Raw genomic sequence first — 13,464 nt, 5'->3', positions numbered from 1 at the left:
AAAAAATGAATATAAAAACACGTCTGACCATAAAAAATTAACACCTCGCACCGCTATTTTTTAAATGCTTCCTTTATTAATAGCAAAGTGACGCAGAATGATTAATAGCTTATTCATGAATAGAATAATGAGAAGAACTCATAAATCCGGCCCGACAATGGTACATTCCGTTAAATATTTAATGCAATTATGATACGGCGATCTTTCGCTGACAGGGCCAGCGGTGCAAATCGCAGCATATTATCAACAGATAGCCGTGCGTGGCCAGTAGCGGCCTGGCTCCAGGCACTATGATCTCATTTCATAAGTGATTTCTTTGGAAACGCGGGTTTAATCCCATAACCTGAATAAGCCGCCCCGCCAGCGCATCAAACGGTAATTGCGATAAAACAGGATGGGATTGTTAATTTCATTCAACAATCCCATCCTATAACCTACGGGAAACTTCGTTATCGCATCTGCAATATGATGACGTTGCTGCTGGCCGGATCGGTTTTTTTACGCAGTTCGCTTACTGCTTTGGCATCCGTTTTCTCGCCCTGATTGCCCCATGAGGAACGAATAAAATTCAGCACGTCCGCAGCCTGTTGATCGGTGAGCTGTTTACGGTAAGGCGGCATCCGGTACGCATCCGGTACGCCATCGGTGACGACACGGGCCGATCCGTTGAGTACCACATTCATGGCCGACGCCGCATCCACCTGCATGGAGGTCGCGCCTGCCAGCGGCGGGATCCATGGCGCCTGACCGCGACCTTCCGGGCCATGACAGCTGCTGCAACGCGCCATGTAAGTCTGGCTGCCTGGCGATGTATGTTGCAACGCCTTCGCGTCGTTCGCCTGATATTGCCAGCGATTTCCCACATTATTGCTGCCGGGCGGTAACGATTTCAGGTAATGAGCGATAGCATTCAGATCCTCATCGCTCATGAACTGCGTCGAGTTATTGAACGCATCGGCCATTGAGCCAAACACCACCGCATGCTGGTTACGGCCGTTTTTCAGGAACGCCACAACATCTTTCTCACTCCAGCGACTGATCCCGGTATTGGCATCATTGCGCAGGCTTGGCGCATACCAGCCATCCAGCAGCGCCCCGGCCAGATAATCCGGGCTGCTGGCATCGAGCGCTTTCTCATTGAATGCCAGACCGCGCGGCGTATGGCAGCTTCCGCAGTGGCCGGGGCCTTCCACCAGATAAGCACCCCGGTTCCAGGCGGCGTCCTGATGCTCTGCTGGCTGATAAGGCGCGCCTCCCGCAAAGGCCGCGCTCCAGAATGCCAGCGGCCAGCGCATATTCAGCGGCCAGGGAATTTCTGAAGCGATATTCTGGCGAGACGCCGGCTTCACGCCGTGCATCATAAACGCATAGAGCGCTTGAATATCCTCATCTGTCAGTTTCTGATAAGAAGGAAACGGCATGGCAGGATAGAGTCGGTGACCATCACGCGCAACGCCATGGCGTACTGCATTGTCAAACTCTTCCAGCGTGTAGTGACCAATACCCGTGTCGTTATCCGGGGTGATGTTGGTGGTATAAATCTTTCCAACCGGTGTGGCCATCGCCAGGCCACCGCTGAATGGCGCGCTGCCTGGTGTACTGTGACAAGCCACGCAGTCACCCAGTCGGGCAACATATTCGCCACGCTTGATGAGATCGGCCGAAACCGGCTCTTTTATGGCGGCGGACGTCTCAAATACCGATACCGGCGTGCGCAGCGCCCATATTGCTGCTGCTCCCGCCAAACACACCACGGCAAGAAGGATCAGACTAACTCTTTTACGTGTCATTGTTTATTCCCTAAAACCTGCGTTGACTCAGCTAAACTTGAGGCGTGAAAGCGGCATTGAACGGACACGTTCCCCGGTCAGCCGGGAAACCGCATTGGCCACTGCAGGTGGAACAGCAGGCAACGGCGGTTCTCCGATACCCCCCATTTTTGCTCCGCTCTCTACAATGCGCACATGTACCTGCGCCATACGTGACGGCGGCAGAATGGGATACATATCGTAATTGCGGGCAACCGGTTGTCCTTTCTCATAGAGACTTTCCTCAAGCAGTACCTGTGAAAGTCCGAGCGCAACCGCGCCATTGACCTGCGCCTCGACGATGGCAGGATTAACGATGCTGCCTGGATCGATCGCTTCCCATACCTGGTGCACCCTCACCTCGCCGTTTTCAATTGAGACCTCAGCAATTGCTGCCGCCTCGGTACCAAACGGTGACGCCATCGCAACACCGCGCGCGCGGCGGCTGCCATCTGCGGCTGTGTAAGGACCGGCCTGCCAGCCGCCCGACAGCTCAGCGACGGCATTCAGCAGCGTGGTCAGCCGCTCGTTACCCTGTAACAAGCGCAGCCTTAACGCGAAGGGATCGATCTTGCCCGCATCGGCTATTTCATCCAGGAAACACTCATAAAGAAAATCATTCATTGAGTTGCCCACAGAGCGCCAGTAACCCAGCCGGACCGGGCCTTTTTTATAAAGCTGCGCGATGCGCACATTGGGAATGGAATAGGATTTACCGGCCAGCCCTTCAACCGCCGTGGGATCCAGCTTTTCACCCTGTTTACCCGCGATTCCTTCCGTCGGTCCTTCACAAATACTTATCGCCTCCAGCGCTACCGGATAGCCATCTGCATCCAGCCCGGCGCGGAAACGCACTGCCGCCATTGGACGGTGTGTATCGCGCAGGAATTCCTCTTCCCGGCTCCAGATAAGCTTGACGGGTCGACCAACAGCTTTAGCGAGTGCTATTGCCTGCGGCCAGGCCATCGCAGAGTCATAGGTAAAGTGGCGCCCAAAGAAGCCGCCCAGCAGCGGCGAATGGATAATAATTTTTTCAGGCGCCAGTCCTGTGCGCTTTGCGACGTCTGCCTGAAACATTTCCGGTGCCTGGTTGGGGATCCAGAGTTCCAGCGTACCGTCGCTGTTAAAGCGTGCCAGTGCCGAAGGCGGCTCCAGCTGGGCGTGATTAAGGTACTGGCTGTGATAAGTCGCGTTCAGCGTGGTTTTCGCGTTCGCCATTCCCTGAGCAATATCGCCCTTGACCTCAGCATCTTTCCCGTCACCCGGCTCATTGGCCAGGGTTTCAGCAAAAGTCGCGGACGAAAAATCGGCGGGCATGTAGAAATCGTCAGGCGTCTGCGGCTCCAGCCACTCAACCTGTAGCGCTTCGGCGGCGCGTTTAGCCTGCCACCAGCGAACAGCGACTACCGCGACGGCACCGGGCAGGATGTGAACCGAATGCACGCCTTTCATCGACTTTACCTGGTCAGCGTTATGCAGCGTCCCGGCACTTAATCCAAACCGTGGTGCGTGCTGCACGGCGGCGTGCAGCATGTCGTCAACGCGACAGTCAATGGTATAGATTGCCTGACCTGTAGACTTTTCATGCATATCAAGGCGCTGAACGGGCTTGCCGATCCAGCGGAACTGAGCTGGATCTTTTAAGGTAACGGAATCCAGCGGCGGTACCGGTAAGTCGAGCGCGCGTGTAGCGAGTTCACCATAGCTGAGTGAACGTCCTGAAGCCGCGTGGATCACCTTTCCCGGCTCTGTATGTAAGCTTTCAAGCGACACAGACCACTGTTCTGCGGAGGCCTGTAGCAGCATCATACGCGCCAGCGCGCCGAGGCGGCGCATCGTCATATAGCTGGTTCGCACTGACTGACTACCGCCTGTGATGCGCATCCCGCTGTCCATTACCTGATATTGCGTATCTGCCGGGGCGTTCTCGACAACAAATGTCGCGGGATCGGCATCCAGCTCTTCCCCAACAATTTGCGCCATCGCGGTAAAAATCCCCTGTCCTCCTTCAATGAATGGAGAGAGGAATTTCACCGAGCTGTCCGGGCGAATTTCCAGGAAAGCCGGAACGCGCGTACCGGGAGGTAAGGGGGCGGCGGTGGATTGCGCACGGCTCTGACTGACAGGCAGGCCAATGCCTAATACAAGCGCACCGGCAACGCTGCCGCTGGCCAAAAGGAAACGGCGGCGAGACAGGTTAGTCGGTTGATCGCTTGATGTGTCGAACGTTTCATTACGTCGGATCATGCTTTCTCTCCCGAACCGGCAACCTCATGAATCGCAGCGCTGATCGCGTTATAGGTTCCGCAGCGACATAAATTCACCATGGCAGCCGCAATTTCGTCATCAGAGGGATGCGCTTTATTTTTCAACAAGGCAGTAGCGGCCATGACCTGGCCTGACTGACAATAACCACACTGCGGCACCTGATGTTTAACCCAAGCCTCGACAACACGTTTACCCACCTCATCGTTTTCAATTGCTTCGATGGTGGTAATTTTTTTGCCGACAACCTGATCCAGCGGCGTCACGCAGGAGCGAACCACTTGTCCGTCGATCATGACCGAGCAGGCGCCACACTGCGCCAAACCGCAGCCATATTTCGTTCCGGTCATCTCCAGATCATCGCGGATAACCCACAACAGCGGTGTATCGGCATCCGCGTCTGTCTGATAAATTTTGTTATTGATAAGCAGTTCCACAGCTTCCGCTCCCATTGGTTATTCATTGCTTAAAAAAAAGTCATCGGCAGGCAGCCGGTTTACAAAGCGATTTGTTACTGCACGATGTGTGTTGGCTGCATGCAGCAGAAGAAAAGAGTGGTAAAAATGGTTAATAGCGTCTTAATCCTTACAAAGAATTAAGAGATGAGTAAGACGCGATCATTCAATGGCGCTGTGAATAAAATTCATTAATTCATTCCAGGGCCTTTTGGCAAATAGCTTCACCTCTGATAGTGAGCCTGCCGGGCCGGTTTACGCATATGTGCTTTTTTCCCGGAGTGATAATAAACGCATTGGAATAAAGTGATTAGATAGGGTAATTTTCATCTACTTGTGAAAATCCGTCACAAATAAAGGAGGGTTAATGAATGATATCCAGGCGTTTATCGCCGTCGCGAGGGAGAAAAGTTTTACCAAGGCGGCGGCGGGTTTGGGAGTCAGTCCTTCTGCACTGAGCCATACCATACGTAATCTGGAAGAGCGTATTGGAGTACGGCTTTTAGCGCGTACAACGCGTAATGTCGCGCCGACAGAAGCAGGCGAGCACCTGTTACTCTCCGTTGCGCCGCTTTTTGAACAGATAAACAACGAGATAGAACGCATCGCTGAACTGCGCGACAAGCCCGCAGGCACCATTCGGATTACCTGCTCAGACGATGCCGCTGAAGGATTATTACGTCCGATACTCCCTGATTTTTTAGAAAAATATCCGGATATCAGCGTCGAAATTCATATTGATTATGGTTTCACCAACATTGTCACCGAGCGCTTTGACGCCGGGATCAGATTAGGCGAATCGATCAGCAAAGATATGATTGCCGTGCGTATGGGGCCGGACTGGCGGCTAAGCGTAGTGGGCACGCCGGAATATTTCCGGGCGCATCCTGTACCGGTTATCCCGCAAGATTTGTCACATCATCGCTGCATTAATATTCGCCACTCTCCGGCAGGAAGTGTTTATGCGTGGGAATTTGAGAAAGATACCCGGAAAATGAACATTCGCGTCAGTGGCCCGCTTTTATCCAACAGTATTATCCATGTGATGAATGGTGCGCTTGATGGTATTGGTCTGGCCTATGTGCCGGAAGCACTCGCCAGGCCCTACATCGACAGTGGTCGCCTGATTGAAGTGTTGGCGGACTGGAGTCCGGTTTTTACTGGCTTTCATCTTTATTATCCCAACCGGCGCAACACCTCACCTGCCTTTGCTGCTTTTGTTGATGCCGTCAGGTACAGAGACTCCCCCAAATAAACTGAAAATTTTACTTCCGTAGCGGTACCCGTGATGCAGCGGCTGAAGAATCGGTCTCACGCAGCGCCGCGATATCTTTTTTAGGCGGCAACCCGAAATAACGACTGTATTCCCTGCTGAACTGCGACGGACTCTCATAACCGACTTTGTAGCAGGCTGAGGAGGCATCAAGATACTCATTCATCATCAGGCGGCGGGCTTCGTTCAGACGAAGCCACTTTTGATACTGAAGCGGGCTCATGGCAGTCAACTGTCGAAAATGCTGATGGAATGTAGGAACGCTCATCTGTACGCGGGCGGCAAGATCTTCAACGCGCAGAGGCGCTGAATAATTCTTCTTCAGCCAGTCTATAGCACGTGCAACCCTGTGCCCCTGGCTATCTATGGATGCGATCTGCCGCAGCCTGGATGCCTGGTCGCTCATCAGCAGCCGGAAATGGATTTCACGCTGAATCAATGGCGCCAGGACGGGAATGGCATCCGGTTCATCCAGCAAGTCCAGCAGGCGGCCGAAAGGACGCAGAACTTCAGCTGTCGCAGTCCCTATTCCCACACCAGACGTTATGCCGCGCGAACGACGCGGAGGCAGTCCGCCCTGCGCAATCAGTTCGGCGGTAGCGCGCAGGTCAAGCTTCAGGCTCAGCCCGATACACGGCTCGTCATGGCTTGCCGTCAGCACTTCTGAGTCAGCAGGCAGATCCAGAGACGTTAACAAGAAGTCAGATGTGTCATAGCGGTAAGCCTTTCCCCCTACCCACATCTGCTTTGCTCCGCGTACAACCAGCACGATGCTGGGTTCAATCATGCACATCACGGGATTCGTCGGCGCTTCCCTGCGAAAAAATGTCAGCCCCTCAACGGGCGTATCAAAATCACCGGTTCCGTGCGTTCTGATAGTTATAACCCGGGCGAGACCAGCCAGCAGAGACTCATTTTCACTGTTCATAAACATTGTCACTGTTAAAGAAGGAAATTTTATTTTCGCTACTCTACCTCTGTTTTTTACCAAAACCACGAAATGTCATTTCTCTCATCGGATTGGGCAAGAAAACCAGCGGATCATGATAACTCCTTTGCAGATAAGCCCGCAGAATTGACGTTGAGGATAAAATGACCGCTTCATCTTATTGAGGTCTGTAGCAGGCTACCGCCAGTCTTAAGGTGCCAGAGCGGTGTTTTTCAAGAATAACCAAGGAGAGATATCATGAATCCCGTTTACGATTTTCGCGGCCAGACCGCACTGGTTGTTGGCGCCAGCACAGGCATTGGCGCCGCTACCGCTCGAGCCTTTGCTCAGGCCGGTGCCAACGTGATGCTCGCCGATGTGGATGGTAAAGCGGTGTCTGACATCGCAGCACGGCTGACCGCAGAAGGTTATATCGCTACAGGCATCGCCTGCGATGTCACTGATGAAGCACAGGTCGCGGCAGCTGTGGCAAAGACAGTGGAGCTCTTTGGCCAACTTGATTTTGCCTATAACAATGCCGGCGTTCAGGCGCCTTCGAGTGATTTTGCGGATCTGCCTGCTGAAGAGTTTGATCGTGTCACCGCCATTAATCAGCGCGGCATCTGGGCATGTATGAAGCATGAGCTGAAACAGATGCGTTCGCAGGGAAGTGGCGCTATTGTCAACTGCGCGTCGGTAGGCGGCCTGGTCGGTAATCCTTGTCTTGCGCCCTATAATGGAGCCAAACATGCCGTGCTTGGCCTGACCAAGGGCGCTGCTCTTGAGTATGCTGCACGCGGTATCCGTATTAATGCCGTGTGCCCGGGCACGATTAATACCCCGATGGTAGCTTCCATGATGGAAACCCAGAAAGAAGCGATGGACGATATTATGATCCGTCAGGTTATAAACCGTCTTGGTGAACCTGAAGAAATTGCCGCTGCTGTTCTCTGGCTCTGTAGCCCGGGCGCCAGCTTTGTAGTCGGTATCGGATTACCCGTTGATGGCGGCTTTACTGCAAACTGATGCTGATTCTCTTATAAAGGATATTGCCAGCTTGCCGGGCGATATCGCGAGAATATTCAATGATTCAAGATTTTTTTCATCTGAGTATTACTACCCGCAATCTTGTCGCGAGCATCCGTTTCTACGAAACGCTGGGCATGGTTGTGACCCGGCGTTTTGATGAGGTGAAAGAAAAGGGGATCGCTACGGCTTTTCGTCTGCCAGAGAGTCATCTGAAGGTAGTCTATCTTGCACCGCCTGCCGGGAAATCGGGCCTGTTCATCGATCTGGTTGAATGGGTTGCGCCAGTTTCGCCTGGCGTTTCTTATCCTGTAGCCAACCATATCGGCCTTAACCGTTTTGCGCTGCGCGTCTCTGATCTGGATGAAACCGTGCGCGCGCTTCAGGAAAAGGGTTTAACTTTCCTGACGGATAAACCTGAGCAGTTCGGCGGCGGCATACGGTGTATTGTTGTTACCGATCCTGACGGAATTTTTGTTCAGCTTGTTGAAATTCCTTAGCATATCTTACGTAGCCTTATCTGCATGAGTTGCGGTTACAATTATTATTTCAGGGTATGGACGCTGACAGTCCATGAGTGCAAATTCGGGCACAACGCTGAACGGTTACGAGCTCCAAATGAGCAGGCCAGCTCTTACCGAGCTAATCCCTGTTCCTGAACGGCTATCCCTTAACCATTACGGCCCGTCTGACGGGAAAGCTACTATTATGAGTAAGCGGAACAGGTATATGCTAATTGCTGCTTTGTCCCTTGCAGTCGCTGTTGTTGGTATTTATGTCTGGCTTAGTCGACCTGACTTTGGAGCCTCTCCCTCCGGCCTGTACAAACAGGCTATTGAACGTTCTCCGCATTACCGGGACGGGGAGTTTCGTAACCTGATAGAAACAAAGGTTGATACAGGAAACAGCAGTTTTATATCTAACCTGCTCTCTTTCATCCTGGACCGCAATCCCCGCCTGAAGCCCGATACGCCGATACCCACTGTCCGCACCGATCTGAAGTCCCTTCCCCGGCAGCAGGACGTGGTTATCTGGCTCGGGCATTCCTCATTTTACCTTCAGCTGAACGGCACGCGAATCCTGATAGACCCCGTATTCAGCATGAATGCCAGTCCTCTGCCCCGGACCAACGTTGCTTTCGATGGCAGTTCTTTGTATAGCGCAAAAGATATGCCAGCTATCGATTTGCTACTGCTAAGCCATGACCATTGGGATCACCTTGATTATGCCAGCGTAACGGCACTCAGGGACAAAGTGAGCAAGGTGGTCACCGGGCTGGGGGTTGGCGCCCATCTGGCCCGCTGGGGTTATCAGGAAGAACGGATTCATGAAGCTGACTGGAACGAAGAGCTTAATCTTATTTCGGGCCTCAGCATATATGTGATGCCTGCCCGACATTTTTCGGGACGCTGGCTGAAGCGCAATCAGACGTTGTGGGTTTCCTTTGTGCTGGAAACACCTGATCACCGGCTTTATTTCAGCGGCGACAGCGGCTATGGACCCCATTTTCGCGACATCGGGCAGCGTTTTAACGGATTTGATATGGTTGCCCTGGATATGGGCCAGTACGACAGCCGGTGGGCCAACATCCATATGTTTCCGGAAGAAGCCGCACAGGCAGCGGACGATTTGCAGGCCCATGCGCTGTTACCCGCTCACGTTGGACGCTTTAGCATTGCCGCTCACGACTGGGATGAACCCTTTAATCGTATCGAGCAATCGAGCCGGAACCATGCGTGGCGACTGCTGACCCCTGAAGCTGGTGAAGTTGTCAGCTTTAATGCACAGGAACAAAGGTTCAGAAAATGGTGGTCAACAACAGAGCAATGAAGACACACAGCGGCAGCCTCTCAAAAAAACAGGCAGATTTTTTGCGAATCTCATTGGATCAGGCAAGAAATCCAGCGTATCTGATTAACTATCCGGGTTCGGATGCGTCAGAATAATCCCTCAGATTAATAAAATCTTTTGGTCGTGGAGCGCCTGTTTATGCTGTTTTTGTGTTTTGCCACTGCTCATAAAACACGACCTTTTTTCTGTTCTTTTCAGTCGGTCTGACAGGCCCGTATGCTCCAGCCTGGATAAACCGATTGCGCCTGGCGTCTGGCCAGATTCGGTTGTCAATCTTCCGACTGAGTACGCTCTGCCTCATCAAGGAGTTTTCATGATTAAAGATAAAGTAGTACTGATCACCGGCGCGTCATCTGGTATTGGTGAAGAGACCGCCAAATTGCTGGCCAGCAAAGGTGCACGTGTGGTTCTTGGCGCACGCCGCGAAGACAAGCTGAAGCAGCTGGCCGATGAAATCGTGTCAAATGGCGGTCAGGCTGTTTACCAGGTTCTGGATGTAACAAAATCATCTGATTACGAGAGCATTGTGCATCTGGCAAAAGAGACTTTTGGTGGTATTGACGTTATTTTTCTTAATGCCGGTATCATGCCAAATTCACCGCTTTCTGCCCTGAAAACGGATGACTGGCACAGCATGGTCGATATCAATATCAAAGGCGTGCTGAACGGCGTAGCTGCCGTGCTGCCGACTTTCATCGGCCAGAAACGCGGTCAGGTCATTGCGACCTCATCCGTGGCTGGCCTCAAGGCTTATCCGGGCGGTGCTGTATACGGCGGAACAAAATGGTTTGTACGTGATTTCATGGAAGTTCTGCGCATGGAATCAGCGATGGAAGGAACCAATATCCGCACTTCAACAATCTATCCGGCCGCCATCAATACGGAACTGTTACAGACCATAAGCGATAAAGACACTGCACAGGCAATGACAGGGATCTATAAGCAATATGGCATCACGCCTGACCGCATTGCGGCTGTTGTTGCCGTCGCTATCGATCAGCCGGAGGATACCGTTATTAACGAATTTACCGTAGGACCTGCAAATCAGCCATGGTAAAGAATGCTTGTCGGCCCTTTTCATGACGCTTTCATGCTGACGTCAGCAGGCGGGCAACAATCCTTCACCAGGCATTGCCCGCCTTGCACCAAAGGCGTCTTTACTGTTTGAGTCACAGATCAAGCTACAGTCTGCCCACCATCAATCACTAATGCATGACCGACCATAAAAGATGCGCTTTCTGAGCATAGCCACACCACAGCTGCGGCAATCTCTTCAGGTATGCCCAGACGGCCAATAGGTTCCTGCGCACTCATTTTTTCATAACCTTCAGCGGTACCGCCGCTGGCCCGTTCAATCATTGGCGTGTCAATGATACCCGGACAAATAGCATTAATACGGATCCCCGATTTAATGTAATCAAGGGCTGCTGACTTGGTCAGGCCAACCACGCCATGTTTCGCTGCAGCATAAGCTGCCTGCCCCTGAAAGCCAGCAACCCCTGCGCCCGAAGAAGCGTTAACGATAATGCCTTTGCCTGTTTCAAGCATATACAGGATTTGCTGCTTCATGCAGAAAAAGACCCCGTTCAGATTATTGGTCATCTGCTCATTCCAGTCTTCACAGGACAGTTCAGCTGCGGGTTTAAAAGGTTGTTCCCGTCCGGCATTATTGAAAGCGTAATCCATCCCACCGAGTTCAGTGATGCACTGCTTTACAGCACGTATTACGTCCTCTTCACAACTGACGTCTGCGGTAATAACGATACATTTTCCTGCTTCAGACTCAATAAGGCGTGCAGTTTCGTTATTTTCAGCTTCCTCAATGTCAACAAGCGCGACCCGGCAGCCCTCTTTTGCAAAAGCAACCGCTGTTGCCCGCCCGATACCGCTGGCTGAACCCGTTATGAATGCTGTTTTCCCCATAAAACATTTATTATTTTCCATGACATTCCTCTAAAAAAGTCGTCTCGTAGAATTTTAGTGAACAGTGAAATTAAATAGCCAGAATAAAAAAGCTGTTTTAAGCGTGGATGCTCTCCATGTTTTATGCCACCTGACAATGGCTTATTAATTTTATAACCCGTGCTTATAAATGAAATTAAAATCAACAATTAAAATAAATCAAGCGCCAGCTTACATTTCAGTAAATACATAGCCTTTCGACCTCAATCCAGTAATGATAAACACTTAAATCAGGCACCATTAAAGTCAAAAAGTCATCAATAATAAGGACAGATAAATTTGAATAGCGAAATTTTTATTGCTACCCTCGCGGCCTGCCAGCTGAGATTGTATCCGGAAAAAATTTACGCATTTCCTTTCACAACCGTTTCAGTAAAAAAGATTTGACTGATGCCGAAAATAAGTTATCTTAGCAATCAATAAGCATTTATAAGCACAACTTATAAAGGCTTTAACTTTTCCGCTATAGTCTGCTTCTTTTAAACATGTAATTATTCCCGGGCGTATTAGTGCGCCATCATAAAAAAATATTCCCGCGATACCACAAAGGCTTTTTTAATAAGAGTTTTTGTGACGTCTGGTGAAATTCAAATCGTCGTTTATACAGGCATGAGGTAAGGATGTATGTCAGCTCATCTGCATGAGGGGAATCAACCGTCCGTAAAAGCGGATGCGCACTGGGGTGGCGTTATAGCGATGACGCTATGTGTGTTTGCTCTGGTAGCGGCAGAGTTTATGCCGGTCAGTCTGTTGACCCCTGTTTCCCATGCTCTGGGCGTCAGCGAAGGTATGGCCGGACAGGGGATCACCGTTTCAGGTGCGCTTGCCGTGCTGACGAGCCTGTTCATTTTAACCGTGGCGGGAAGCCTTAATCGCAAATATGTTCTGCTGGGCATGACCAGCCTGATGGCCCTTTCCGGCCTGATTATCGGCCTGGCGCCCAACTACACAACCTATATGCTCGGACGCGCCCTGATTGGCATCGCCATTGGCGGATTCTGGTCCCTGTCAGCCGCGACCGCTATCAGACTGGTGCCGGAGCGTCACGTTGCGCGCGCACTGGCCATTTTCAATGGAGGAAACGCGCTGGCAACCGTGGTAGCTCCTCCGCTCGGAAGCTACCTCGGCTCGTTGATAGGCTGGCGAGGCGCATTTCTGAGCCTCGTCCCTGTGGCGATAGTGGCATTCATCTGGCAGAGCCTGAGCCTGCCCTCCATGCAGGAAAAGAGGTCTCCCACGCAGTCAGGCAACGTTCTGTACCTGCTCAAGCGTCCGCTGGTGGCAACAGGGATTGCCGGTTGTGGCCTGTTTTTTATGGGTCAGTTCACACTGTTTACCTACGTACGCCCCTTCCTTGAAACCGTGACCCAAGTAGAAATATCAACGCTCTCTCTGATCCTGCTGGGAATAGGCATTGCCGGATTTGTAGGCACGCTGATCATCGGTTTTTTCCTTAAAAGAGGCTTTTATCAGACGCTTTTTCTGATACCGCTTTTTATGGCCGCTGTCGCGGGTACGCTGATGCTGTTTGGGCATATCACACCTGTCGTCGCACTTTTGTTGGCCTCATGGGGGCTGGTTGCAACGGCGGCGCCGGTGGGATGGTGGACCTGGGTAGCCAGAACGATGCCGGATGATGCCGAAGCTGGCGGCGGACTTATGGTCGCGGTGGTCCAGATGTGTATTGCACTCGGCTCGGTCACTGGCGGGCTGGCGTTTGACCACAGTGGATATCGTACAACCTTCACTATCAGCGCGCTTCTGTTAATTGCTTCCGCACTGTTTACTTTTTTCACATCAAAGTTCAGACCACAAAATATCAGTTAGCACGACTTTGTTATTCATCTGGGTGTTATTCCGAGGAGTCATCAATGAAAAGTTCCCGCAGAACATTTA

At 51.7% G+C, this 13,464-nt stretch carries 11 protein-coding genes; 6 read left to right on the top strand and 5 right to left on the bottom strand.

The genetic code is table 11. From position 1 onward, the window contains the following. Positions 1-449: 449 nt before the first annotated feature. Genes ABU178_RS19330 through ABU178_RS19320 form a run of 3 tightly spaced genes read right to left on the bottom strand, consistent with a single transcriptional unit; the run spans position 450 to position 4,525 of the window. A complete protein-coding gene (locus tag ABU178_RS19330; RefSeq protein WP_397217971.1) occupies positions 450-1,790 on the bottom strand; it encodes a c-type cytochrome in 1,341 nt (446 codons plus the stop codon). Positions 1,791-1,817: 27 nt separating this feature from the next. Next, complete coding sequence (locus tag ABU178_RS19325) at positions 1,818-4,055, bottom strand: xanthine dehydrogenase family protein molybdopterin-binding subunit (RefSeq protein ID WP_397217970.1); 2,238 nt, start codon at positions 4,053-4,055, stop codon at positions 1,818-1,820. Then, on the bottom strand, positions 4,052-4,525 hold the full coding sequence (locus tag ABU178_RS19320; protein ID WP_397217968.1) for a (2Fe-2S)-binding protein: 474 nt from the start codon (positions 4,523-4,525) through the stop codon (positions 4,052-4,054). Before ABU178_RS19320 ends, ABU178_RS19325 begins: the two co-directional genes overlap by 4 nt. Before the next feature lie 370 nt (positions 4,526-4,895). On the opposite strand from ABU178_RS19320, the gene ABU178_RS19315 reads away from it, so the two are divergent. Continuing rightward, on the top strand, positions 4,896-5,783 hold the full coding sequence (locus tag ABU178_RS19315; protein ID WP_397217966.1) for a LysR family transcriptional regulator: 888 nt from the start codon (positions 4,896-4,898) through the stop codon (positions 5,781-5,783). Positions 5,784-5,793: 10 nt separating this feature from the next. Here the strand turns inward: ABU178_RS19315 and ABU178_RS19310 are convergent, their stop codons facing one another. Further along, positions 5,794-6,735, bottom strand: coding sequence for an AraC family transcriptional regulator (locus ABU178_RS19310; protein ID WP_397217964.1), 942 nt, complete (start codon positions 6,733-6,735; stop codon positions 5,794-5,796). A 252-nt stretch (positions 6,736-6,987) separates the two neighbouring features. Here ABU178_RS19310 and ABU178_RS19305 point away from each other — a divergent pair, with 252 nt between their 5' ends. The 4 genes from ABU178_RS19305 (at position 6,988) to ABU178_RS19290 (ending at position 10,663) form a co-directional block, all read left to right on the top strand. Next, the gene (locus ABU178_RS19305; protein ID WP_397217962.1) at positions 6,988-7,755 is read left to right on the top strand and encodes a glucose 1-dehydrogenase; all 768 of its coding nucleotides are present in this window, start codon (positions 6,988-6,990) and stop codon (positions 7,753-7,755) included. 59 nt (positions 7,756-7,814) lie between these two features. Further along, a complete protein-coding gene (locus tag ABU178_RS19300) occupies positions 7,815-8,255 on the top strand; it encodes a VOC family protein (protein WP_397217960.1) in 441 nt (146 codons plus the stop codon). A gap of 229 nt (positions 8,256-8,484) precedes the next feature. Further along, entirely contained in the window at positions 8,485-9,585 is a 1,101-nt protein-coding gene (locus ABU178_RS19295; protein ID WP_397217958.1) for an MBL fold metallo-hydrolase, read from the top strand. 334 nt (positions 9,586-9,919) lie between these two features. Further along, entirely contained in the window at positions 9,920-10,663 is a 744-nt protein-coding gene (locus ABU178_RS19290; RefSeq protein ID WP_397217956.1) for an SDR family oxidoreductase, read from the top strand. 119 nt (positions 10,664-10,782) lie between these two features. On the opposite strand, the gene ABU178_RS19285 is transcribed toward ABU178_RS19290, so the two are convergent. Beyond that, positions 10,783-11,550, bottom strand: coding sequence for an SDR family NAD(P)-dependent oxidoreductase (locus tag ABU178_RS19285; RefSeq protein WP_397217954.1), 768 nt, complete (start codon positions 11,548-11,550; stop codon positions 10,783-10,785). 642 nt (positions 11,551-12,192) lie between these two features. Between ABU178_RS19285 and ABU178_RS19280 the strand changes: the two genes are divergently transcribed. Further along, a complete protein-coding gene (locus ABU178_RS19280; RefSeq protein WP_397217952.1) occupies positions 12,193-13,395 on the top strand; it encodes an MFS transporter in 1,203 nt (400 codons plus the stop codon). The last annotated feature ends 69 nt before the right edge of the window (positions 13,396-13,464 follow it).

The sequence above is a fragment of the Pantoea osteomyelitidis genome (genome assembly GCF_044342975.1).
Lineage (GTDB): Bacteria > Pseudomonadota > Gammaproteobacteria > Enterobacterales > Enterobacteriaceae > Pantoea > Pantoea osteomyelitidis.
This window is presented reverse-complemented; position numbering and strand designations above follow the sequence as displayed.